Origin of the sequence: Xanthobacter sp. 126 (assembly GCF_000526175.1) — a bacterium.
In the GTDB taxonomy this organism is placed as follows: domain Bacteria; phylum Pseudomonadota; class Alphaproteobacteria; order Rhizobiales; family Xanthobacteraceae; genus Xanthobacter; species Xanthobacter aminoxidans.
The window spans coordinates 4,014,192-4,036,876 of record NZ_JAFO01000001.1 but is presented as its reverse complement, the minus strand read 5'-3'; the positions used below and the strand labels follow the sequence as shown (position 1 = coordinate 4,036,876).

Genomic DNA, 22,685 nt, shown 5'->3' with positions numbered 1-22,685 from the left:
GGGCGGGTGGTTTCAGTTCAGCCGTTGGGTGGGGGCGCTCATGTCGAACCAGTCGAACGGCTGGTCGCCGACGTTGACCATCACCGCCTTCACGTCGAAATAGGCGTCGAACGCCTCCTTCCCGAACTCGCGGCCGATGCCGGAGAGCTTGAACCCGCCCCAGGGGGAGGCCGCGTCTACCCGGTGATGATCGTTGATCCAGACAATGCCGGCTTCGATCCGGTCCGCGACGCGGTGGGCGCGGGCGATGTCGCGGGTGCGGATGGCGGCGGCGAGGCCGTAGGGGCTGTCGTTGGCGATGCGCACGGCATCGTCCTCTGTGTCGAACGGCGTCACCACCGTGAACGGGCCGAACACCTCCTCCTGGAAGATGCGCATGCGCGGGTCCACGTCGGCGAAGACGGTGGGCTCCACATAGAAGCCGTGGCTGCCTTCGAGCGCTGGCGGCACGCGCCCGCCCGCCACCAGCCACGCGCCTTCCTCGAGGCCGATGCGGGCAAAGGCCAGCACCCGCGCCCGCTGCCGCTCGGAGATCACCGGCCCCATCTGGGTCGCGGCATCGAAGGGGTCGCCGACGGCGATGGCCTTGGCCTTGGCGGCGAGCTTCTCGACGAACGCATCGTAAATGGAGCGCTGCACGATGTGCCGCGCGGCGCAGACGCAGGTCTGCCCGGCGCCCACGAAGGCCCCGAACGCGGCATAGTTCACCGCCTGGTCGAGGTCGAAATCGTCGAACACCACCACCGGCGTTTTGCCGCCCAGCTCCAGCGTCTGGCGCGCGAAATTGCTGGCGGCGGCCGCACCCGCCCGGCGTCCGGCTTCCGTGCCGCCGGTGAGCACCAGCTTGCGGATGCCGGGATGCTCCGACAGCGCCCGGCCGGTGACGGCGCCGGGGCCGGTCACCACGTTGAACACGCCCGGCGGCAGGCCGGCTTCCGAGAAGATCTCGGCGAGGCGCAGCGTTGTCAGAGGCGTGTATTCGGACGGCTTCACCACGGTGGTGCAGCCGGAGGCGAAGGTCGGGGCGAGGTTGCGGCAGGCAATCAGCAGCGGGTGGTTGAAGGGCGTCACATTGGCCACCACCCCCACCGGCAGGCGGCGGGCGTAGGTGAGATAGTCGCCCTCCACCGGGATCACATCGTCGCGCCGCGCCATGGCGAGGCCGGCATTGTAGCGGAAGAGGTCGGGCACGCGGGCGAGCTGGGCGCGGGTCTCGCGCACCGGGCGGCCGTTGTTCAGCGTCTCCAGCTCGAACAGCTCGTCGAGATGGGCCTCCATCACGTCGGCGAGCTTGTTCACCAGCCGCGCCCGGGTGCGTACGGACATTCCGCGCCACTCCTTGGAGCGGAACGCCGCGTCGGCGCTGGCGACGGCGCGGTCCACATCCTCCGCACTTGCCTCGATCACCCGCGCGATGGTGGTGCCGTCGCGCGGGGCGGTGATGTTCATGAGCGCGCGCGGGCCGGGATCGACCATGCGGCCGTCGATGAACAGGCCCTTGATGAGGTCGTGACGGGGCGTTCCGGCCGAAGCCGGTTTCGGGGTGAGTGCCATGTGTGTCTCCGTTGGGTCGGGAAGCGGCGGTCAGCCGCCGGTCAGTGCCCAGGCGTTGAGGCCGGTGATGCGGGCGCGCGCATCGGCGGAGAGGCCGGGCACGGCATCGAGCGTGTCCAGCGCGGTCTCGTCCGCCATGTCGAAGGGAATATCGGTGCCGAGCAGCACATGCTCCGGCCCGACGAGATCGATGAGATAGGCGAGCGCCCCGGCATCATGGGTGATGGTGTCGAAATAGAAGCGCCGGAACAGCTCCTTGGGCGAGGTCGCGATGGTCTGCGCCTCGCGCCGCACCTTCCAGCCGTGGACGAGCCGGCCGATCTGATAGGGCAGGAAGCCGCCGCCATGGGAGAGCGCGACCTTCAGGTCGGGAAGCTCCTCCATCACCCCGCCAAAAATCAGGTCTGCCGCCATGATGGCGGTGTCGAGCGGATTTCCGGCAAGGTTCGTGAGGTAGTATTTCTCGAAACCGGGCTTGGCTCCGAAGTAATAGGGATGGGTAAGGATGAGCACGCCGAGCTCCGCCGCACGCCGCAGGACGGGGCGGAATTTCGGCTCGGAGAGCGCGGCGCCGTCGATGTGGCAGCCGATCATTACCGCGCGCATGCCGAGGTCGGAGACGATGCACTCAAGCTCGGCGACTGCGGCGTCTGGCGACTGCATGGGCAGGGTGCCCATGGGCCGCAGTCGCTGGGGGGCGGCGGCGGCGAAGGTCGCGATCTCGTCGTTCAGGCGCCGCACGAACTCCGCCTCCGCCTGCGGCGGAACGCGGTAGAAGAACAAAGTGGGCGAGGGCGAGATGATCGCGGCATCAAGGCCGCGCCGGTCCAGCGCCTCAACCTTCGCGGCGGGGGTGAGAAACTCCTCGAACAGGGGATAGGCGAAGCCTTCGCGATGGGCGAGGCGTGTCGCGCCTTCTGCGCGGTCGACCCGGACGCCGAACAGATCCTCGCGGCTTTCGAGGTGCCGGATGATGGCCTCCGGCATGACGTGGTTATGGGCGTCGACGATCATGGAACCGTGCTCGCAAGAGTGTGGGCAGGGGGGCGCGGGGCGGCGCGCGCTCAGAGCCTGGTGGGCTCGCTGCGCGAGTAGACCGGGGCGGCGAGGAAGGCTTCCGGCTTGTAGGTCCAGAACTGCGAGACGTTCTCGTAGGTCTTGATCACCGTATTCATCAGCCGTCCGTCGCGACGTTCCGTCTTGCGGATGTAGATGTTCTCGATGGGGTTCCCGTAGCTGTCGAGCCGCCACGGTCCGCGCGGATCGTCCTTGATGTCGACCTTGCGCAGGGCATTCATGAATGCCTGCTTGTCCTCGATCTTGCCATCCACCGCCTTCAGCGCGGCCTCCAGCGCGAGGCCGGCCGAATAGGCGCCTTCTGAATAGAAGCCGGGATCGACGCCCGTCTGTTTGCGCAGCGCGTCTACGAAGCGCGCGTTAGCCTCGCCGGGCAGAGCGGCGGAATACCAGCCAGCGGAGATGATGCCGATGGCCTCATCACCCATGCTGTGCAGCACGCCCTCATCCACTGTAGTCATGGAGCCGACCAGCGGGATCTTTCCCTTCAGGCCATACTCCGAATACTGCCGCAGGAAGCGCAGGCCGTTGGCACCGGCGAAGGCGGCGAAGACGGCATCGGGCTCGCCGATCTGCGAAATGTAGGAGCCATAGTCCGCGACATTCAGGGGCGCCCACAATTTCTTCACGAGGGTGCCGCCGGCCGCCTCGAACGTCCTCTGGAAACCTGATGTCTGCTCCTGGCCGAAGGCGAAATCATCGGCGATGGCGACGATCTTCTTGTACTGGAGCTCCCGCGCCACATAGTCGCCAAGCGGATGGCACGGCTGGGCGGAGGTGGAGGAGGTGCGCACGAACCAGGGGTTCAGGCGGCGCTGGGTGAGATCTTCCGCAGCAGCCGAGCAGCACAGGAAGGGAATCTCCGCCTCTTGCAAGTAATCGTTGATCGCCAGAGCCTCGAAAGCCGCGACCGGCCCCACCACCATCTGCACGCCCGAGCGCTGCACCAGCTCCTGCGCCCGCGTCTTGGCAAGCGCCGGCTGGCCGCCCGTGTCGGCCACGATGAATTCCACGGGCCGCCCGGCGACGCGGTCTCCACGCTCCCGCAGGAACAGTCGGAAGCCGTCCTCCATCTGCCGGCCCCCGGCGGCCAGGGCGCCGGATTTGATCGTGAGCATGCCGATGCGAATGGGCTGTTGCTGGGCCATTGCGGGCAGCGCGCCATAGGAGACGGCAGCCGCCGTCGCTCCCAGGAATCCTCTCCTTGAGATCATGTAATCCTCCCGGACGATTTTTATTTATCGTTCGATCACTATTCGCATGGGAGGTGATCTGCGTCAAGGCGGTTCGCGACGAGATGCGACGCGGCGGCGCCGTGGCGCGGCGTGGAGCGTCTTCTGTCGGCAGCGCGATGGAACGTGCAAGAGACTTCAATAAAAGAGGAAATCGGCTATCAGAAGCGCCACCAGAACAGCCGCTGCGAGCAGCAGGCAGGCGACGAGGCCGAGCGGCACGATCAGAAGCGCCCCGCCGGCCGCGCCGGCGACGAAGGCCATCCAGCCCACAAAAAGGGTCGTCGTGCCGGAGGGATCCGGCTCTCGCGAACGCAGCCGGGCGATGGATTGGCCGAGGTGCACCAGCGCGCCGCTGACGAAGCCCTTGCCGACGGAAGTCTTACCCGACATCTGGTGCAGCACGTTCTGCAGGCCCATGGCCATCGCGACCGGCAGAAGGCAGAGCGTGGAGTGCGTGACGCTGGACGCGGCGGCGGCGATGAGGAGAAGTCCGGCTTCGATGCCCAGTGCGAGCGGTAGGTGGCGCGGGCCCGCGTGATCCTGAAGCAGCGTCCCGGCCGCCGCGCCGAAGACGAACGCCGCGACGACCCCGCTGATGGCTGCGATATCAGAAACGCGCAATGTCGCGAGAGACATTCCAAGGTGAATGTTGTTCCCGCTCATGAAGGAAACGTAGAGATGGCTGAATGTCACATAGGCGACAACGTCGAGAAATCCGGCGCTGGCCGTGAGGAGCGCCCCGAAAGCCGCCGGATGGGCGAGATCGAGCGGCGCGGCAGTGGCCATTGGGGATGTCAGCAGCGCCGGAGTCGCCGGGAATGGCCTGACTGACGGGGATGGCGGATGAGCAGAAAGCATCATTGCGTCCTCGCGGATTTATTCGGACGGGGGGGGCGAAGACCTGGCGGGATCGAGCTGTTACTGCCGCCCGTCTGTGCACGGCGGCCCCAAGGCACGGGGCGGCCGGCGGTCCGAAGACCGCCGGTCATCCTTTCGGGTCACGGAAGGAGGGGGTGGTGGCCGGTGGGAATCTTGCGGATGTCCTCAGCCGTGAGGTGGGTGTGGTCCATCACCACCTGCTCCGGCAGCGCGCGCAGCCATCGGTTCGGCGAGATGTCGCGGAACTCCGGGGCCACGAACAGTTCCAGGAACACTAGATCCTCGTCACCCGTATTCTCGATGTAATGGCCGGCCATGTTTTGCACGAAGCCCACGTCGTTGGATCTGAAATCCATCGTGCGGGCGGCCTCCTGGCCGGGGAACACCGTCATGCGGCCGCGCCCCTTGATCCAGTATTGCCATTCGCTGCCGTTGGGGTGCCAGTGCAGCTCGCGCATGCAGCCCGGCTTCACGGTGACGATGGCGGATGCGATCTTCTGCGAGGCCGGGAAGTTACGGGAATCGATCACCTTCACGGTGCCCGAAGCGCTCTCCCGCGTGGGCGTCATGGTGCTCGCCTTGAAGGTGTAGGACGCGTTCGGCGTCTCGGCGTGGCGCGCCACTTCGGCAATGTCCTGCGCGAGCGTGTTGGTCGGTTCCTCGGCGGAGAAGATGTAGAGGGGCTCGCCCTTGGGCAGGCGGGCGATGGCCTCGGCGTCAAGGCCGAAGTTTTTCGCCAGTATCTCCGGCGGGGTGTGCTTGAGCCAGTCGGACAGAAGCAGCGTGCTTTCTTCGGAAAAATCACCCTGGTTGAAGACGAGGAGGAACTCGCAGCCGTCCTCGCCGAGGGCCTGGATGGAATGCGGCGCGCCGGCAGGGAAGAGCCAGAGGTCGCCTTCGCCCACGTCGTCCACGAACATGGCGCCGTCCGGCGTGAAAACCGTCACGCGCGCCCGGCGGGAGAGCATGATCGCCCACTCATCCGCGAGGTGCCAGTGAAGCTCGCGGAAGCTGCCACGGGTCAGCCGCATGTTGACGCCCGCGATGTCCTTGGAGACCGGAAGCTCGCGGGAAGTGACCTGATGGGTCCAGCCGCCGTCCTGGATGCGGCGATGGGTGAGATCGAAGGAGTACCAGAAGGGCTCGACCACGCCGTGATCGGTGGGCGGGGGCATATCCGAATTGGGGTTGATCGCCATCAGGGCGCGGTTCTTCGGCCCGGGATTGCTCGCTGAGACATCGCGCTCGGCAGTGGCGGTTTCCTAGGCGAGGGCGCTGTAGAACCCGGTGGGCGGGTTGTCGGACGTGGTCATGGCTGCTCCTTTATGATTTGCCTGAGAAAAACGCGCGGCGTTGCTTCGCACCTCGAAGCGTGCCGTCGAATATCGCTGTAGACTGCCGTCTGATGCGCTGAGTTCGCCATAAGACGTGGGGAAGTTGCGGTGCGGACTTGGTATGGCGAGGTCATATGCTGGTATGGGAGCCCGCCGCCGGGATCTTCACGCACCGACGCTTCGCGAGACCGTGGCGACGGCGCCCGGAAGCATGAAGCCCAGTGCAACCGCGGTCAGGCCGAGCGTCACCGACAGGCCCACATTGAGCGCCGCGCGCCCGGGCTCGCCTGCCTGGAGCAGGTCGAGCGTCTGGAGGCTGAAGGACGAGAACGTGGTGAAGCCGCCGCACAGGCCGGCCAGCAGGAACTGGCGGACGTCGTTCGGCGTGGACGACCCGGCGCGCTGGAAGGTCGCCGCGAGTGCGCCGATGATGAATGAGCCGGCGATGTTGATGAGAATGGTCCCCCAGGGCAGGGCGCTGCCGAACAAGAGGGTGAACCAGCGGTTCAATCCGAAGCGCAGGATGGACCCGAGTGCGCCGCCAAGCGCAACGTAAGTATAAAGAAGCATTGTCCACCTCGCCGGGAAGCCGATCTGCGCGTTGCCGGCGCGATCGATGTGGAAAGCATTCCACGGGCAGGCGAAGGCGGACATTCTACATCCGTGTCCGGCGCCTGAACCATCGACTGGCGGGACAACCCAAGTGTATGTGCCCTGGGCCGGACTATGAGGTCGCGTGGGAGAGGGTCAAGCTGACGCCAGGACCACCTTTTTTGACCTATTGTCGTCGATAGATAGCTGAGGGTGCGTTTCTCGGAGGCGCTGAAATTGTCCCGTGAAATCAATGGTGAGTTGTTTAAGGCGGTTGGGGTGACGGTGGTTTTATTGGTGACGCCGTCATCATCGAGGTGACACTGGACCGCCATGACGACGACCTGCTGCAGAAGGTCGGAAAGGCGCTCGCTAACCTCCCGGAGGTGCTGGAGGCCTACCTGGCCACTGGCGAATACGACGACTTCATCAAGGTCGCGGTGGATGGCACTGCGGGCTACGAGCGCTTTCTGAGGGAGCGGCTCTACAATCTGCCGGGCATCCGGCACAGCCGCTCCTGCTTCGCGCTGAAGTGCCTGAAGCGGGAATTCTCGCCCGCGCCGTGATTGGTGCGGTGTACGGATCGGGGTCAGCGCGCCACGCCGCCGGCCTCGATCGATCCGAACTTGCCGCGATAGTCCTGCGGGTTCACGCCCAACCTCCGGCGAAAGGCTCGCCTCATCCTCTCCTCGTCGGCGAAGCCGCAGCGAACCGCGATCTCCTTGATGCTCTGCCGTGTCTCCTCAAGTGCCCGGCGGGCGGCATCGAGCCGCAATTCCTCCACCACCTTCGCCGGTGTGCGGCCGGTCCGCGCCGCATAGAGCCGGGCGAAGGTGCGCGGGCTCATGGACACACGCTCGGCGAGCGTCTCCACCCGCAGGTCCTGGTCGAGGTGGTCGCTGATCCAGCTGTGCAGGGCCTCGAAGCCGCCGTCGTCCGCCGCCTGCAAGGCCAGGAGTAGCCGGCAGGAGCCCCAGTGCGTCACCACCCGCCGTCCGCCCAAAAGCCCCGCTGCCGCCAGCACGAAGGCGCCCGTGCAGACGGAGCAGACCCGGCGGATGCCCCCGGCGCGATCGGAGATCCATGCCAGCAGGTGGGGCTCGCGCGCGGCCATGTGCACCCCCGGCCCACCGACGACCACCAGCGTATCCACCTCACCCACGCCGGGGAGCGGCTGGCTCATCAGCTCCAGCCCCGACGACATTCGCACCAGGCCGCCCGCCACCGACGCCACGGTCAGGCTGTAGGGCGGCGCGGCGCCTTCGGAGGTCTCGCAGGACAGCTCGAACGCTGCCAGGGGACCGGAGAGGTCGAGGACCAGGGCGTCGGGGAACACCACGAAGACGACGTGTCGCTGCTGCAAGCCGCCCTCCATCGCGTTGCCGGTCGTTGGCAGGAAAGGTGGGTAGAATGTCGTTTCCGCCGCGCCCTGTCATGCCCAATCTCATGCCGCAGCATCGAGAGGGAACGACGTGACTAAAACAACATTGGACATCGGACTTCTCTTTTTCCCCGGCATGCCCCAGCTGGACGTCACGGGACCATTCGAAGTCCTGGCCCGCCTGCCCGGCGCCCGGATGCATCTGCTTTGGAAGTCCATCGAGCCGATCACGAGCGACGTGGGGCTTACCCTCATGCCGACGACCACTTTCGCGGATTGTCCGCAACTGGATGTGCTCTGCGTCGGTGGTGGTCCAGGGCAGATGGCGCTGATGGATGACGAGGAGGTGATGGCCTTCGTCGCCCGGGCGGGCGCGGGTGCGCGCTATGTGACGTCCGTGTGCGCCGGGTGTTTCATCCTCGCGGGTGCCGGGCTGCCCGATGGCTACAAGTCCGCGTGCCATTGGCTGTCGCGCGATCAGCTCGTAATCCTCGGTGCCATCCCGGTCAAGGAGCGCATCGTGGTGGATCGCAACCGCATCTCCGGCGGCGGCGTCACGGCGGGAATCGACTTCCCTTCCAGGTCGCGGCCGAGCTGTGCGGCGATGATGTCGCCAAGCGCGTCCAGCTGATGCTGGAGTATGACCCAAAGCCGCCCTTCGACATCACCGAGGACAACGCTCCGGCCGAGCTTTTGGCCGAGGTCCGGTCCGCCGCGCGCCCGCTGCTCGAGGAGCGGCTTCGCCCCAGCCAGCGGGCCGTCGCGCGGGTGCAGCAGGGCAGGGGCCCGCAGGAGGCTCATCCCGCCGCGTTCCCGTCCAGCACCCGGGCATCGTGATGACCTTGCAACTGAGCCGTATGGAGGAAGACGGCCAGCTCATCTTCCGGTTCGAGAATCCCGACTGCGACCTGTCGGGGGTCATCGTGGTGGACTCGCTGGCGCTGGGGCCGGCGACCGGAGGCTGCCGCTTCTGGCACTATGACGATGCGGCCGCCATGCTTTCGGATGCCCGCCGCCTCGCGCGCGGCATGAGCTACAAGAACGCGATGGCGGGCCTGCCGCTGGGCGGAGGCAAGTCCGTCATCCGGCGGCCCGATGGCGCCTTCGACCGCGCCGCCCTGTTCCGTGCGTTCGGGCGGGTTCTGGAGGAGATCGGCGGCGACTATCTGGCGGCCGAGGACGTGGGCACGACGCCGCGCGACATGGAAGTCGTGCGCTCGCAGACGCCTTTCGTCTTCGGGCTTCCGGCCGATGCAGGCCAGGCCGGCGGCGATCCCTCGCCGTGGACTGCCCTCGGCGTGTTCCTCAGCATTGCCCATGTGTGCGCTCGGGGGGCCGTCCGCTTTCGGAGAGCCGGATCGCGGTGCAGGGCCTCGGCAGCGTCGGCGCGGACCTCTGCCGGCGCCTGCACGAGGCCGGCGCCGCGCTAGGCAGTGGCCCCATAAATTTGCGCGCCTGAGCGTGTCATGATTCAAGCTCCCGAACTGGGAGGCTAACAGATGCGCCGCCACGAGCTGACCGACGAGGAATGGGCGATCATCGCGCCGCTGCTGCCGAACAAGGTGCGCGGCGTGGCGCGGGTGGATGACCGCCGGGTGATCAACGGCATCCTCTGGCGCTTTCGGACCGGTGCGCCGTGGCGGGATGTGCCGGAGCGCTATGGACCGCGTACAACCCTCTACAACCGTTTCGTGCGCTGGAGGGCCGCGGGGGGCTGGGACAAGCTGCTGGAAGCGGTCTCGGCCGCCTATGACGGGGACATCGTCTTGATCGACAGCTCCTGCGTTCGCGTTCACCAGCACGGCGCCGCGATCAAAAAGGGGGCGATGACGATGGTTGCATGGGACGCTCCCGGGGTGGACTGACAACCAAGATCCACGTCTTGGTCGATGCGGAGGGCCGTCCGATCCACCTCTTGCTCACCGCAGGGCAGGCCGGCGACGCACCGGCCGGGCGCGAACTCCTGGCCCGGCTCGCACCCGGCAGCATCCTCCTCGCCGACAAGGCCTATGACACGGACGCCATCCGCGCCGAGACGGCGGAACGCGGCGCTTTCGCCAATGTGCCGCCTCGCACGATCCGCAAGCGCACCTTCGCCTTCAGTCCGTGGCTCTACCGCCAGAGGAACCTTGTCGAGCGCTTCTTCAACCGTATCAAGCAGATGCGCGGCCTCGCCACGCGCTACGATCGCCGTCCGGACAACTTCCTCGCAGCCCTCAAGCTCGCTGCCGTCCGCATCTGGATCAATGCGTTATGAGTCAGCCGCCTAGTGGTCGCCGACGTGCACCCGGAGGCGGCGGAGCGCCTGCGCACGACGATCCCCGTGGAGGTGGTGTCGCCGGAGGCGATCCATGCGTCCGACGTCCACCTTTTCGCGCCCTGCGCGCTCGGTGCCGGGCTGAACCAGGTCACCATTCCGCAGATGCGCGCGCGTCTCGTCGCTGGTGCGGCGAACAACCAGCTCGCAACGGAGGCGGATGCCGCCCTCCTGCACGAGCGGGGCATTCTCTACGTGCCCGACTTCGTCGCAAATGCCGGGGGCATCATCGACGTCGCGGCAGAATATCTCGGACACGACCGCGGCATGGTCCATCACGCCGTGCACCGCATTCCCGGCCGCCTCTCGCAGCTGCTCGACCGCGCTGAGGCAAGCCGGACGTCGCCTGCGCCAACACCCGCGCCTTCGCCAAGCGCTTCTATGCCCTCCACGGCGCCATGCCGACGGCGCCGCAGGCCGCGGTCTATTCCGCCGTGTTCCACTATCTGAAGGCCGTGGCAGCCATCAATTCGGACGACACGGATCGCGTGATCGAGAAGATGCGCGCGACGCCGGTTGACGACTTCTACGCCCCGGGCGCCAGGCTCAGGGCCGACAACAAGCTGATCCACGATTTCTATCTGGTGCAGGTGAAGGAGCCGAAGGAACTGGAAAAGCCCTGGGCCTACTACAAGGTCCTGGAGACGATCACCGCCGATGTCGCCTATCGCCCCTTAAGCGAGAGCGACTGCCCGCTGGTTGCCGGCAAGCCGAAATAGACAGAGCGCGCCACTCCTGCCCCCGGCCCCTGCAAAAGTGGTCGGGGCCGGGCGGGCATTTGAACACGGACGGAGGCGGAACGTCGTGCCGAGCGAAGCTTTCGATTGCGTTATTTCCGGAGGGCGGCTGATCGATCCGGAGACCGGCCGCGACGAGGTCGCCGATGTCGGGGTGAGGGACGGCGGGATCGTGCGGATCGGACGCATCCCGGAAGCGGACGGGATGCGCCGGATCGATGCGACCGGACGCGTCGTGTGCCCCGGCTTCATCGATCTCCACGCCCACGGCCATTGCGTCGCCGCGGACTGGATGCAGGCGTTCGACGGGGTGACGACGACGCTCGAGCTGGAGGTTGGCGTGCTTCCGGTCGGCGCCTGGTACGATTGGCAGGAGAATGCCGGGCGGGTGCTCAATTACGGGGCTTCCGCCAGCTGGATCTTCGCCCGCAAGCAGGTGATGGCCGGCATCGTGCCCGATCCGGGCCGGCACCCGATGGAAATGATGGGGGAGGGGGCCGACAATCGCGGCGGGCGGTCGAGCGAGGTTGCGGAGGCGCGCGTGGTCGAGGACATCTGCTCCGTCATCGAGGCCGGACTGCGCGAAGGGGGGATCGGCATCGGCATCGCCCACGGCTACGCGCCGGGCGCCGGCATCAAGGAGATGACGCGGGTCTGCGACCTCGCCGCCCGCCATGCGGCGCCAACCTTCACGCACATCGCCCATATGGCCAATGCAGATCCCCTGAGTTCCGAAGACTCCTATGTCCGCATCATCGGCCTCGCCGCCGCCACCGGTGCGCACATGCACATCTGCCACCTCAACTCGACATCGCTGCACGACATCGCGCGTTGCCGGGTGCTGATCCAGCACGCACAGGCGCGCGGTCTGCCGGTCACGGTGGAGGCCTATCCCTACGGGACAGGTTCAACGGTGATTTCGGCGAGCTTCTTCGCAGCCACGGATTTTCCGGAGCGGACCGGGTCGGGATATGACGGCATCGAACTGATCCACAATCGTCAGCATCTGAGGGACAGGGCCGACCTCCTTTCGGCGCGGGACGCGGACCCCGCCGCGCTGGTGGCGTGGCATTTCCTCGATATCGAGAGCGAACCGGCGTTCTAGGACCTTCTCGACCTGTCGGTGCTCTACCCCAGCGGCATCATCGCTTCGGATGGAATGCCATGGGTGGAACCCGACGGCGCCATCTATCACGGTGAGGAATGGCCGCTGCCCCGGCGCCTGTCGTCCCACCCGCGCTCAGCCGGAACCTTCACCAAGTTCGTCGGCGAGTATTGCCGCGACCGCGGCAATATCGGCCTCGTGGAAGCGCTGGCCAAATGCACGGTGCTGCCGGCCCGCCTCATCGAAAGTTGCTTGCCCGAAATGAAGCGGAAGGGGCGCCTCCAGGAAGGCTGCGACGCGGATGTCCTCGTGTTCGATCCGGCAACCATCGCCGCCCGGGCCAGCTTTTCTGACATGACGGCGCCGGCCGCAGGGGTCGAGGCGCTGCTGGTGGGCGGGCGACCGGTCATTCTGGACGGCCGGCTCGACGCGCGCGCCCGGCCGGGGCGTGCGCTGCGTGGCCGAGGGCCGGCGCATGCATGAGGACCGCGCCGCGCGTCCTGTTCCCGTTGTCGTCGTCGCGGGCGCGCTCGGAGCCGGAAAGACGAGCCTGATCAATGCCATGCTGGGCGGTGACTTGAAGCTGTCCCTGGCTGTCATCGTCAATGACTTCGGCGCCATCGCCACCGACGAGACGATCCTCTCCGCCACCGGCCTTCCGGTCTTTGCATTGAAGAACGGATGCATCTGCTGCTCGTTGCAGGGCGACCTGCTGCGCACCCTTGCAGGGGTGTTGTCGGCCGGCCGGCCAATCGATGCCTCGTGATCGAGGCAAGCGGCGTGTCCGACCCGCGCGGGATCATCGAGGCGCTGCATGATCCCGTCTTGCAGAAGGCCGTGCGGCTCGACGTCGTGGTGACGGTGGTGGATGCCGAGGCGCATGATGTTGCCGACGACCTCTGGCAGGCCCAGCTCCGGGCTGCCGACATCATTGTCCTCGCCAAGGTCGGCGAGACGGCCGCCGCCGATCACGCAAGCTTGCGGGCGAGGCTGGAGGGCATGGGCAAGTCGCTGGTCTTCGTCGCGGACGAGGGCGGCGGCATTCCGCTGGAGCTTCTTCTCGGCCAGCCCTTTCCGCGCGAGCCGGCTGCTCCCGCCGAGGCCCCTGTGATCCGCGACGATCGCTTCGTCCAGGTCGAATGGATGTCGCCGCGTGCCGTGGTCCTCGCGCGGTTCAGGGCCGTCATCGCGTCCCTCGCGCAGCGTCTCGTGCGGGCCAAGGGCCTGATCCGCGTCGCCGAGCGGCCGGGCCAGACCTTCCTGTTCCAGCTCGTGGGCCGCCGCGCAAGCCTGCTGCCCTCGGATCTGCCCATGGAGGGCGCGCGGCTGGTGCTCATCGGACGCACGGGCATCTTTGACGCAGCCGCGGCAACGGCCGAACTCGAAGCGATGGCTCAGGAATAACAGTACAGCCTGCGGCCCTCACGCGGGCGGATCTCGGGGAAGCAGCATGGCTGAAATTGCAGTTCTCGGTGCCGGCATGGTCGGCGTCGCCACGGCGCTGGCTTTGCAGGAGCGGGGACACGACTGTGTCGTCATCGATCGCGCGCCACCCGGCTCGGGAACGAGCTACGGCAATGCGGGCATCATTCAGGCGGAAGCTGTCGAGCCGTACGCGCTGCCGACAAGTCCGCTGGCGCTTCTCGCGATGGCGGGAGGCGCCAGGAACGCCGTCAACCTGCACTGGCCGTCTCTGCCCGGGCAGGCCCCCGCGCTTTTCGGCTATTGGCGATCATCCCTGCGCGGTCCGCTGGGCCGGGTCATTCCGCTCTGGCGCCAACTGGTATCGGAGGCCGTGCCCCGTCACGCCGCCCTCATCGAGGCGGCGGGCGCCGACGAACTGATCCGCCGGGACGGCTATTGGGAGGTCCATGATACGGGGCATGGCCTTGCAGCCGCCGTGCGGGAGGCGGAGCGCAAGGGGCGTGAACATGGTGTCACCTTCTCCGTCGCCGACAGGGCGGGGCTTGCCGCAGCCGAGCCTGCCTTGCGGCGCGCGCCGGCAGGGGCCATTCACTGGACGGCGCCCTGGACCTGCCTTTCCCCTGGAGGGCTGGTCGACGCCTACGCGCGGTTGTTTGAGGATCGCGGCGGTCGGATCGTCACCGGCGATGCACGTACCCTCCAGCGCTCCGGCGCCGGCTGGCAGGTCGCGGGAATGGACGCGAAAATCGTCGTCGTGGCGCTCGGGCCCTGGTCGCCGGAGTTGCTCCGGCCCCTCGGCTATCGCGTGCCGATGGTGCGCAAGCGCGGCTACCATCGCCACTATGGTGGCACCCACGGGCTCACCCGGCCCATGTTGCTCGCCGACCACTCCGTGGTGCTGTCGCCCATGCGCGATGGCCTGCGCATTGCGACCGCCGCAGAGCTGTCCGCCGCTGCGCCCGCCGCCAGTCCGCGCCACCTCGCGCGGGGCGAGGCCGCAGCCCGGTCCCTCGTGGATCTGGGGTCGCCCGTGGAAGCAACGCCCTGGTCCGGCACGCGCCCCTGTCTGCCGGGCCTGCTGCCGCTCGCCTGCCGCGCGACGCGCCACACCGGCCTGTGGTTCCATTTCGGCTACGGCCACCAGGGGTTTACCCTTGGGCCTGTCACGGCGGAGCGTCTGGCACGGGCCATTGACGGCGATGCGGCCGCGGTCGACGGTCTCGACCGCGGGGTAAAATAGCCGCCGATGGCCGGCTCACCGCCCGCGAGCCGCTGCCGCTCTGGCAAGGTCGAGCCGGCGCGCCTTGGCCACCTTCATCCTCTCCTGAAGCAGCGCCAGAACGTCGGCCGGAGCCGTCTCGGGCGATCCGGCATTGAACGGGGGCGCGGGGTTGTATTCCAGGCGCAGCTGGATGGCCTCGGCGGTCCTGCGATCCACCAGCTCGGAAATCACAGTCAGGCCGAGATCGATGCCGGCGGTGATGCCGCCGCCCGTGATGCGGTTTCCGTCGATGCACACCCGCTCGCGGCTCGCGGTCACGCCGAAGATGGGCAGGACATCGATGGCGCTCCAGTGGGTGGCGGCCTTGCGGCCCTCCAGCAGCCCGGCCGCGGCAAGCACCAGCGAGCCCGTGCAGACCGAGGTGACGAACTTGGCGCCGGCGGCCTGCGCGCGCAGGAAATTCAGCACCTCGTCGTCGCCCATCAGGTCGTCGGTGCCGTAGCCGCCCGGAACACAGATGACGTCGAGTTGGGGGCAATCGGCGAAGGCGGTGGTGGGCAGGATGGACAGCACCGTATCGCTCTGCACCGCCTCGATGCGCTTCCAGACCAGATGGACCTCAGCGCCGGGCAGGCTGGAGAACACCTGCAGGGGGCCGGTCATGTCGAGCTGCGTGATGCGGGGAAAAACGAGCAAGCCGAATTTCAGGGATGAGGACATTCTACGACCTTCGGGGTCCGATCTTGACCCGCCGAGCATGGCATGGTGCGATCATATGTAGAATGTCATGGTTCCCTCGTTTTCGGCCATGGCGTTGATCGGCATCCTGATCTTCCCGGATTTCCAGCTTCTGGACGCATCGGGCCCGGCATCGGTGTTCGAGATCGCGCGCCGCCTGGTTCCCACCGCGCCGAACGTGCAGATGATCGCGGCACAGCCCGGGCCGGTACGCAGCTCCTGTGGCGTGGAGGTGGTGGCCTCCAGCCTCAAGTCGGCCAAGTCGATCACGACGCTCGTCGTCGCCGGCGGGTTGGGGGTCGAGGCCGCCATCGACTGCCGGACGACCCTCGCCTTCGTCCGCCGCCATGCCACGCGCGGCGCGCGGGTCGCGAGCGTGTGCTCCGGCGCCTACGTCCTGGCGGCGGCGGGACTGCTGGACGGCCGCAAGGCCACGACCCACTGGTGCCGCACCCAGGATTTCGTCTCCCGCTATCCGAAGGTGCGGCTTGATCCCGATCGCATCTTCCTGCGCGACGGCAACGTCTGGACCTCTGCCGGCATCACCGCCGGGATCGACCTCGCACTGGCCATCGCCGCGGAGGAGCACGGGGATGCGGTTGCAAAGGACATCGCCTGCCAGCTGGTGCTCTACCATCGCCGCAGCGGCGGGCAGTCGCAATTCTCCTCGCTGCTGGAACTGAAGACCCCGAACGGACGGTTCGGCACCCTGCTTACCTGGGTGCGGGAGCATCTGGACAAGCCGCTCACCGTCGACATGCTGGCCGACCGGGCGGGGCTGAGCCCCCGCCATTTCGCGCGCATTTTCACCGCCGAGACCGGGACGACGCCCTCCAATGCCATAGAGCGCTTGCGCCTGGAAGTTGCGCGAGAGCACGTGCAGTCATCTTCGGACCCCATCGAACGCGTCGCTGAAGTGACCGGCTTTCGCGATCCGGAGCGCATGCGCCGCGCCTTCGTCCGCGCCTTCGGCCAAGCCCCGCAGTCACTGCGGCGAGCGGCTCGGACCATTTAGGACCAAGCTGACGCTCTTCCCTCGGCCTGCATCAGCGTCTCAGGTTCGGGAAGACGCGGCCGGCGTGAATGCCGTCCAATCCCGAGCGCGAGTCAAAGCGCTGGCCAACGGGCTTATGGAGCCGCGGCGGACTGTCGGCTTCGTCGCCCGACGGCGTTGGGGCGGAACGCCGGGCGGTCGCGCCAGGTCCCGGCCAAGAGCGAACGCGAACTTGGCCTGCGCTTTCGTCCCGTCGCCGAAACGCGGCCCAACGCACCGGAAGAGGGTATGGCGCCCGTGCGGGACGCCCTATTGCGGCTCGCCCTTCACGACGCCGGCGGCGGCGAAGTGCCAGGCGGGTACTTCGCGGATGATGATGCGCACCGCCTCGCGCGGCGCATCGAGGGAGGCGACGATGGCGTCCGTCACCTCCTTCACCATGCGCTTCTTCTTCTCGAAGGGACGTCCCTCGATCATGGTGATCTCGATGATGGGCATGGCGTCACGCCTCCACGTGGAAGGACATCCGTCCCAGGGACTGGAACGTGGTCTGGACGAACTGGCCCGGCGTCAACGGATAGGCCGCCGTGGCACCACCGGCGAGCACGATATCGCCCGCCTCCAGCCTTTCCCCCGCCTTGGCCACCAGCCGGGCCGCTGCGACGAGGCTGCGGATGGGGTTGCCGAGGATGGCGGCGGTGGAGCCCACCTGCACCGGGCGGCCGTCGACCTCCATGAGGATGCCGAGATTGGCAACGTCGCTCGTCGCCGGCGCCCAGCCTCCTACATAGAAGCCCGAGGAGGAGGAGTTGTCGGCGATCACGTCCGGCAGGGCGAACTTGAAGCAGCGGTATCGGCTGTCGATGATCTCCATGGCCGGGGCTAAGGCCTCTACGGCGGCGAGGGCCTCCGCCGCCGAAACATCGCCCTCAAGCGGTTTCTTCAGAATATAGGCGACCTCCGGCTCCACGCGCGGGTGCACGTAGCGGGCGCGGTGGAACACGGCGCCCTCCTCAAGCCGCATGGCGTCCGTCAGGCGGCCCCAGACCACCTCGCTGACCCCCACCTGGGCCATCTTGGCCCTTGAGGTGAGCCCCATCTTGAACCCGGTTCGCCGCTCCCCCCGCCCCCGGCGTCGGGCGACGGAGAGGGCCTGGATGGCATAGGCGTCATCGACCGTCAGGCTGGGCTGGCTGTCGGTCAGCTGGGGGATGGGAGTGGCGGTGCGTGCCGCCTCGTCGACAATCTGGGCGAGGCCCGCAAGGCTGCTCATGCCGCTTCCCCCCGGCTCTTGAGGAGATCGAGGGCGACATCGAGGATCATGTCCTCCTGTCCGCCGACCATGCGGCGGCGGCCGAGTTCGGCGAGGATGTCGCGGGTGTCGACGCCGTAGGTCTTCGAGGCGGCCTCCGCGTGGCGCAGGAAGCTGGAATAGACCCCGGCATAGCCCAGCGAGAGGCTTTCCCGGTCCACCCGCACCGGGCGGTCCTGCAGCGGGCGCACCAGATCATCGGCGGCGTCCATCAGGATGTTGAGGTCGCAGCCGGTGGCGATGCCCTTGCGGTTCAGAACCGCGACGAGCGCCTCCAGCGGCGCGTTGCCCGCGCCCGCGCCCATGCCGGCCAGCGACGCATCCACCCGCACCGCCCCCGCCTCGATGCCCGCCACCGCATTGGCGACGCCGAGGGTGAGGTTGTGATGGGTGTGGACGCCGATCTCCGTCTCGGGCTTCAGCGCATCGCGCAGCGTCTTCACCCGCAGCGTATAGTCCTCCGGCAGCATGGCCCCGGCGGAGTCCGTCGCGTAGACGCATTCCGAGCCGTAGCTCTCCATCAGCTGCGCCTGCTCGGCCAGCTTCTCGGCCGGGATCATGTGCGCCATCATCAGGAAGCTCGCCGTGTCCATGCCGAGCGCCCGCGCCGCCTCGATGTGCTGGCGGGAGACGTCGGCCTCGGTGCAGTGGGTGCACACCCGCACCGAGCGGGCGCCGGCCTCATAGGCCGCCTTCAGATCATGCACCGTGCCGATGCCGGGGATGAGCAGCACGGTGACGACCGCCCGGCTGCATTCCTCCGCAACGGCCGCGATCCATTCCAGGTCGTCATGGGCGCCGAAGCCGTAGTTGAAGGTGGCACCGGTGAGGCCGTCGCCATGGCTGATCTCGATGGCGTCCACGCCGGCCCGATCCAGCGCCCGGGCGATGGCCCGGGTCGTATCGAGCGAATACTGGTGGCGGATGGCGTGCATGCCGTCGCGCAGGGTGACGTCCTGGATGTAGAGCTTGTCCGGGTTCGGGCGGGCCATCACGCGGCCTCCTTCGCAAGGAAACGGGCGGCCCAGCGGTCGGCGGAGACCAAAGCGGCCGAGGTCATGATGTCGAGGTTTCCGGCATAGGCCGGCAGATAGTGGGCGGCGCCCTCCACCTCCAGCATGATGGTGGTCTTGAGGCCCGACACCGGACCGACGCCGGGGATGCGGACCGGCGCGTTGTTGCCGATCTCCTCGAACTGCACCTTCTGCTTCAGGCGATAGCCGGGCACGTAGGCCTTCACGGTCTCGACCATCTCCAGGATGGAGGCCTCGATGGCCTCGCGCGTGCCGCCCTGGGACAGGGTGAAGACGGTGTCGCGCATGATGAGGGGCGGCTCGGCCGGATTGAGGATGATGACCGCCTTGCCGCGCTCGGCACCTCCCAGCACCTCGATGGCCTTCGAGGTGGTCTCGGTGAATTCGTCGATATTGGCGCGGGTGCCGGGGCCGGCGGACTTCGAGGAGATGGAGGCGACGATCTCGCCCCAGATCACCCGGTCGGTGGCGCGGCGCACGGCATGGACCATGGGGATGGTGGCCTGGCCGCCGCAGGTGACCATGTTGACGTTGGAGGCGTCGAGATTGGCCTCGCCGTTGATGGCGGGGATGGTGAAGGGGCCGATGGCGGCGGGGGTGAGGTCGATGACCTTCTTGCCATCCTTGCGCAGCACCGCGTCGTTGGCGATGTGGGCCTTGGCGGAGGTGGCGTCGAACACCACGCCGATCTCGGCGTAATTAGGCAGGCGGGTGAGGCCCTCGATCCCCTCGTGGGTCACCGGCACCCCGAGCCGCGCCGCGCGGGCGAGGCCGTCGGACGCGGGATCGATGCCCACCATGGCGCCCATCTCCAGATGGCGCGACATCCGCATGATCTTGATCATCAGGTCCGTCCCGATATTCCCCGACCCGATGATCGCGGCCTTGATTTTTGCCATGCACTCGACTCCTCGCAATTGATAAGGGGGGGCGGCGTCGCGCGCCTCAGGCGAAGGCCGCGCGCACCGAGCCGAGGCCGTCGATGCGCACGTCGAACACGTCGCCGGCCTCCACCGCGACCATGGGCCCGAGGGCGCCGGACAGGATGGTGTCGCCGGCGCGCATGGGCAGGCCGACCCGCGCCATCACCTGTGCCAGCCACAGGGTGGCGGTGAGCGGCGAGCCGAGGCAGGCCGCGCCAGCGCCCACCGACACCGGCTCGCCCTTCTTCTCCATCACCATCCCGCACAGACGCGGATCGAAGTCGGTGAGCCGCGTCGGCCGCGAGCCGAGCACGTAAAGGCCTGAAGAGGCGTTGTCGGCGATGGTGTCGGTGATGCGGATGTCCCAGCCGGCGACGCGGCTGCCGACGATCTCGATGGCCGGTACCGCATACTCCACCGCACGGAACAGGTCCGCCACGGTGAGTTGCTCGCCGTCGAGGTCGCGCCCGAGGACGAAGGCGATCTCCGCCTCCGCCTTCGGCTGGAGCACGTCGGCGATGGCGATGTCGAGCCCCTCGGGCCGCGCCATGTCCGCGAACAGCATGCCGTAGTCGGGCTGGTTCACCCCGAGCTGGCGCTGCACCGCGACCGAGGTGAGGCCGGTCTTGCGGCCGACCAGCCGGCGGCCGGCGGCAAGCGCTCGCTCGGTGTTGATCCGCTGCACCGCATAGGCGGCGTCCACGTCGCCTTCCCTCAGCAGGTCGCGGATGGGACCGGTGGGCGTGCCGTTAGCCGCCGCGGCGTGGAGGCGATCGGCGGCTTCGCGGATCGCCGCCTGGGTGGCTGCCTCTTGCAATGTGGTCATTGGAGGATTTCCGGGTCTTCAGAGCTTGATGCAGACGTTGCTGATCTCGGTGTAGAACTCGAGGCTGTGCACGCCGCCCTCGCGGCCAATGCCGGAGGCCTTGGCGCCGCCGAAGGCGGTGCGCAGGTCGCGCAGGAACCAGGAATTCACCCAGCAGATGCCGACCTCCATGCGCGCCGCGACGCGGTGGGCGCGGGCGAGGTTTTCCGTCCACACCGCGGCGGCGAGCCCGTAGGGCGTGGCGTTGGCGAGGCGCACCGCCTCCTCTTCCGTATCGAAGGGGCGGACGTGGCAGCAGGGGCCGAAGATCTCCTGGGTCACGCAATCGGCGTCGTCGGCGAGGCCGGTCCAGATGGTCGGCTCGACCCAATTGCCGTTGGCGAGGTCGTCGGGCATGGGCGGCACGCCGCCGCCCGTCACCACGGTTGCACCCTGCTCCACGGCGCGGGCGTAGTAGGCGAGCACCTTGTCCTGGTGCTCCTTCGAGATCAGCGGACCGATGCCGGTCGCGGGGTCCTCGGGACGGCCAGGGCGCAGGGCTGCGGCGCCCGCCTTCAGCCGGGCGACGAAGGTGTCGAAGATGGGCCGTTCCACATAGACCCGCTCGGTGCCGAGGCAGACCTGCCCGCAATTGGAGAAGGCGGAGCGCAGCGTGCCCTCCACAGCCTTGTCGAGGTCGCAGTCGGCGAAGACGAGGGCCGCATTCTTGCCGCCCAGCTCGAACGATACGGGGCGAATGCCGTGGGCGGCCTGCCGCATGATGGCCTCGCCTGTGCGCGTCTCGCCGGTGAAGGTGATGCCGTTCACGCGCGGATGCTGCGTCAGGAACTCGCCGGCCGATTGCGGGCCGAGGCCGTGGACCACGTTGTAGACCCCGCGCGGCAGGCCCACTGCATTCATCACCTCGCCGAGCAGGGTGGCGGTGAGCGGGGTCTCCTCCGAAGGCTTCACCACCACCGTGTTGCCCAGCGCCAGCGCCGGCCCGACCTTCCAGGTCATCAGCAGCAGCGGCAGGTTCCACGGCGAGATGACGGCGATGACGCCGCGCGGACGGCGCAGGGCGTAGTTGAGCGCCCCCGCGCCGTCCGGGGTGGGTGTCTGGAAGCACTCCGTGGCGATGGTCTTGGCCACGTCGGTGAACATCTTGAAGTTGGCCGCGCCGCGCGGGATGTCGATGTGCGCGGCCAGTGACATGGGCTTGCCAGTGTCGAAGCATTCGGCCTCGAGGAAGTCGTCGAACCGGCGGTCGATGCCCGCGGCCACCTCTGCTAGGAGGTCGGTGCGCTCGGTGACCGTCATCCGGCCCCAGGGGCCATCGAGGGCGGAGGCGGCCGCCGCCACCGCCGCATCCACCTCGGCCCGACCGCCTTCGGGGACGCGGCCGATGCGGCTGCCGTCCACCGGGCAGATATTGTCCCAGCCCCTGCCGGTCGCGCCTTGGGTGAACTCTCCGTCGATGAAGTGCGCGGCATCGCGGCGCGCGCTCGATTGCGAGAGGGGCCTGCGTTCGAGCAGCGGGTGGACGGACATTCTTGCCTCTCCAATTGGAACCCGGCGGCCGCCAGCCGCCCTCACAGACCGAGAGCCTTGATCCCGGCCTCCGCGCACGCGCGGTCGTCGTCTTCCGATCCACCTGACACGCCGATGGCGCCGATCAGGTGGCCCTCTTCCAGGAGGGGCGTGCCGCCGCCGAACAGGATGACGCCCGGGCGGCGGCCGATGCCGTCGCGCAGCACGCCATGGCCGTCCACCAGCGCGCACAGGCGGTCGGTCGACATGCCGAAGGTGGCGGCAGTCCAGGCCTTGTCGCGGGCCATGTCGAGTGAGGCGGTGAACGCCCCGTCCGCCCGCAGCAAGGCAAGGAGGTGCCCGCCATGGTCCACCACCGCGGCGACCACCGCCGCTCCCCGTCCGGCCCCGCAGGCGAGGGCCGCTTCGGCTGCGCGTGCTGCCGCCGCAGCAGTGATGCTGCGGATGCCGTGGGAGATCGTCATCTCCGTC

The 22,685-nt window shown here is 68.0% G+C and carries 26 protein-coding genes and 2 pseudogenes; 13 read left to right on the top strand and 15 right to left on the bottom strand.

Annotation, left to right across the window (positions count from 1 at the left end; genetic code table 11):
* Window positions 1-12: 12 nt before the first annotated feature.
* The 6 genes and pseudogenes from XAN126_RS0119205 to crcB all read right to left on the bottom strand — a co-directional run bounded on the left by XAN126_RS0119205 (window position 13) and on the right by crcB (window position 6,733).
* The gene (locus XAN126_RS0119205) at window positions 13-1,554 is read right to left on the bottom strand and encodes an aldehyde dehydrogenase (protein WP_024280188.1); all 1,542 of its coding nucleotides are present in this window, start codon (window positions 1,552-1,554) and stop codon (window positions 13-15) included.
* A gap of 30 nt (window positions 1,555-1,584) precedes the next feature.
* Window positions 1,585-2,568: an amidohydrolase family protein gene (locus tag XAN126_RS0119200; protein WP_024280187.1), complete on the bottom strand. Its 984-nt coding sequence runs from the start codon at window positions 2,566-2,568 to the stop codon at window positions 1,585-1,587.
* A gap of 50 nt (window positions 2,569-2,618) precedes the next feature.
* Window positions 2,619-3,845: an ABC transporter substrate-binding protein gene (locus tag XAN126_RS0119195; RefSeq protein ID WP_024280186.1), complete on the bottom strand. Its 1,227-nt coding sequence runs from the start codon at window positions 3,843-3,845 to the stop codon at window positions 2,619-2,621.
* Between the two features lie 156 nt (window positions 3,846-4,001).
* Entirely contained in the window at window positions 4,002-4,652 is a 651-nt protein-coding gene (locus XAN126_RS0119190; protein ID WP_024280185.1) for a DUF1275 family protein, read from the bottom strand.
* Between the two features lie 212 nt (window positions 4,653-4,864).
* Window positions 4,865-5,971 (bottom strand): annotated as a pseudogene (locus XAN126_RS0119185) (cupin domain-containing protein); the annotation flags it as partial.
* Between the two features lie 273 nt (window positions 5,972-6,244).
* Window positions 6,245-6,733 carry a fluoride efflux transporter CrcB gene (crcB, locus tag XAN126_RS0119180; RefSeq protein ID WP_245272293.1) on the bottom strand — a complete coding sequence of 163 codons (489 nt, stop codon included), beginning with the start codon at window positions 6,731-6,733 and terminating at the stop codon, window positions 6,245-6,247.
* Window positions 6,734-6,987: 254 nt separating this feature from the next.
* On the opposite strand from crcB, the gene XAN126_RS0119175 reads away from it, so the two are divergent.
* Complete coding sequence (locus XAN126_RS0119175) at window positions 6,988-7,236, top strand: Lrp/AsnC ligand binding domain-containing protein (RefSeq protein WP_024280183.1); 249 nt, start codon at window positions 6,988-6,990, stop codon at window positions 7,234-7,236.
* 23 nt (window positions 7,237-7,259) lie between these two features.
* Here XAN126_RS0119175 and XAN126_RS0119170 read toward each other — a convergent pair whose 3' ends face one another.
* The gene (locus XAN126_RS0119170; protein ID WP_245272292.1) at window positions 7,260-8,033 is read right to left on the bottom strand and encodes a helix-turn-helix domain-containing protein; all 774 of its coding nucleotides are present in this window, start codon (window positions 8,031-8,033) and stop codon (window positions 7,260-7,262) included.
* Between the two features lie 124 nt (window positions 8,034-8,157).
* Here XAN126_RS0119170 and XAN126_RS26535 point away from each other — a divergent pair, with 124 nt between their 5' ends.
* The 11 genes and pseudogenes from XAN126_RS26535 (at window position 8,158) to XAN126_RS0119125 (ending at window position 14,875) form a co-directional block, all read left to right on the top strand.
* The gene (locus tag XAN126_RS26535; protein WP_197024067.1) at window positions 8,158-8,682 is read left to right on the top strand and encodes a DJ-1/PfpI family protein; all 525 of its coding nucleotides are present in this window, start codon (window positions 8,158-8,160) and stop codon (window positions 8,680-8,682) included.
* Window positions 8,682-8,888 (top strand): hypothetical protein, encoded by a 207-nt coding sequence (locus XAN126_RS28770; protein ID WP_197024066.1) that lies wholly within the window; start codon window positions 8,682-8,684, stop codon window positions 8,886-8,888. The genes XAN126_RS26535 and XAN126_RS28770 overlap by 1 nt, the downstream gene beginning before the upstream one ends.
* Complete coding sequence (locus tag XAN126_RS26530) at window positions 8,888-9,481, top strand: Glu/Leu/Phe/Val dehydrogenase dimerization domain-containing protein (RefSeq protein WP_197024065.1); 594 nt, start codon at window positions 8,888-8,890, stop codon at window positions 9,479-9,481. Before XAN126_RS28770 ends, XAN126_RS26530 begins: the two co-directional genes overlap by 1 nt.
* Window positions 9,482-9,550: 69 nt before the next feature.
* Window positions 9,551-10,308 (top strand): IS5 family transposase gene (locus tag XAN126_RS27965; protein WP_197024055.1). Its coding sequence is split into 2 segments (ribosomal slippage): window positions 9,551-9,863 and window positions 9,863-10,308, totalling 759 coding nucleotides; the frame shifts between segments, so codons are not numbered across the junction.
* Between the two features lie 12 nt (window positions 10,309-10,320).
* Window positions 10,321-10,818, top strand: coding sequence for a hypothetical protein (locus XAN126_RS27960; RefSeq protein WP_081762707.1), 498 nt, complete (start codon window positions 10,321-10,323; stop codon window positions 10,816-10,818).
* A pseudogene (locus XAN126_RS0119140) lies at window positions 10,764-11,087 on the top strand (ABC transporter substrate-binding protein); the annotation flags it as partial. The gene XAN126_RS27960 and the pseudogene XAN126_RS0119140, both read left to right, overlap by 55 nt.
* Window positions 11,088-11,172: 85 nt before the next feature.
* Entirely contained in the window at window positions 11,173-12,210 is a 1,038-nt protein-coding gene (locus XAN126_RS26525) for an amidohydrolase family protein (RefSeq protein WP_348550915.1), read from the top strand.
* Between the two features lie 18 nt (window positions 12,211-12,228).
* Window positions 12,229-12,693: an amidohydrolase family protein gene (locus XAN126_RS29390; RefSeq protein ID WP_348550914.1), complete on the top strand. Its 465-nt coding sequence runs from the start codon at window positions 12,229-12,231 to the stop codon at window positions 12,691-12,693.
* A complete protein-coding gene (locus tag XAN126_RS29325) occupies window positions 12,686-12,976 on the top strand; it encodes a GTP-binding protein (protein ID WP_155982353.1) in 291 nt (96 codons plus the stop codon). Before XAN126_RS29390 ends, XAN126_RS29325 begins: the two co-directional genes overlap by 8 nt.
* 14 nt (window positions 12,977-12,990) lie before the next feature.
* Window positions 12,991-13,614: a GTP-binding protein gene (locus XAN126_RS29320; protein WP_197024064.1), complete on the top strand. Its 624-nt coding sequence runs from the start codon at window positions 12,991-12,993 to the stop codon at window positions 13,612-13,614.
* Window positions 13,615-13,660: 46 nt separating this feature from the next.
* Window positions 13,661-14,875: an FAD-dependent oxidoreductase gene (locus tag XAN126_RS0119125; protein WP_024280179.1), complete on the top strand. Its 1,215-nt coding sequence runs from the start codon at window positions 13,661-13,663 to the stop codon at window positions 14,873-14,875.
* Window positions 14,876-14,890: 15 nt separating this feature from the next.
* Here XAN126_RS0119125 and XAN126_RS0119120 read toward each other — a convergent pair whose 3' ends face one another.
* Window positions 14,891-15,577, bottom strand: a complete 687-nt coding sequence (locus XAN126_RS0119120; protein WP_024280178.1) for a DJ-1/PfpI family protein — start codon at window positions 15,575-15,577, stop codon at window positions 14,891-14,893.
* Between the two features lie 94 nt (window positions 15,578-15,671).
* Here XAN126_RS0119120 and XAN126_RS0119115 point away from each other — a divergent pair, with 94 nt between their 5' ends.
* Complete coding sequence (locus tag XAN126_RS0119115) at window positions 15,672-16,610, top strand: GlxA family transcriptional regulator (RefSeq protein ID WP_024280177.1); 939 nt, start codon at window positions 15,672-15,674, stop codon at window positions 16,608-16,610.
* Between the two features lie 288 nt (window positions 16,611-16,898).
* On the opposite strand, the gene XAN126_RS0119110 is transcribed toward XAN126_RS0119115, so the two are convergent.
* The 7 genes from XAN126_RS0119110 to XAN126_RS0119080 are packed head-to-tail and all read right to left on the bottom strand — an operon-like array spanning window position 16,899 to window position 22,678.
* Window positions 16,899-17,087: a 2-hydroxymuconate tautomerase gene (locus XAN126_RS0119110; RefSeq protein WP_024280176.1), complete on the bottom strand. Its 189-nt coding sequence runs from the start codon at window positions 17,085-17,087 to the stop codon at window positions 16,899-16,901.
* A 4-nt stretch (window positions 17,088-17,091) separates the two neighbouring features.
* Window positions 17,092-17,862, bottom strand: coding sequence for a fumarylacetoacetate hydrolase family protein (locus XAN126_RS0119105; protein ID WP_024280175.1), 771 nt, complete (start codon window positions 17,860-17,862; stop codon window positions 17,092-17,094).
* Window positions 17,859-18,893, bottom strand: coding sequence for a 4-hydroxy-2-oxovalerate aldolase (gene dmpG, locus XAN126_RS0119100; RefSeq protein ID WP_024280174.1), 1,035 nt, complete (start codon window positions 18,891-18,893; stop codon window positions 17,859-17,861). The genes XAN126_RS0119105 and dmpG overlap by 4 nt, the downstream gene beginning before the upstream one ends.
* Window positions 18,893-19,834: an acetaldehyde dehydrogenase (acetylating) gene (locus tag XAN126_RS0119095; protein ID WP_024280173.1), complete on the bottom strand. Its 942-nt coding sequence runs from the start codon at window positions 19,832-19,834 to the stop codon at window positions 18,893-18,895. The genes dmpG and XAN126_RS0119095 overlap by 1 nt, the downstream gene beginning before the upstream one ends.
* Window positions 19,835-19,880: 46 nt before the next feature.
* On the bottom strand, window positions 19,881-20,684 hold the full coding sequence (locus XAN126_RS0119090) for a fumarylacetoacetate hydrolase family protein (protein ID WP_024280172.1): 804 nt from the start codon (window positions 20,682-20,684) through the stop codon (window positions 19,881-19,883).
* 18 nt (window positions 20,685-20,702) lie between these two features.
* Window positions 20,703-22,214, bottom strand: coding sequence for a 2-hydroxymuconic semialdehyde dehydrogenase (locus tag XAN126_RS0119085; protein WP_024280171.1), 1,512 nt, complete (start codon window positions 22,212-22,214; stop codon window positions 20,703-20,705).
* Window positions 22,215-22,255: 41 nt separating this feature from the next.
* Window positions 22,256-22,678: a heme-binding protein gene (locus tag XAN126_RS0119080; protein ID WP_024280170.1), complete on the bottom strand. Its 423-nt coding sequence runs from the start codon at window positions 22,676-22,678 to the stop codon at window positions 22,256-22,258.
* Window positions 22,679-22,685: the final 7 nt, after the last annotated feature.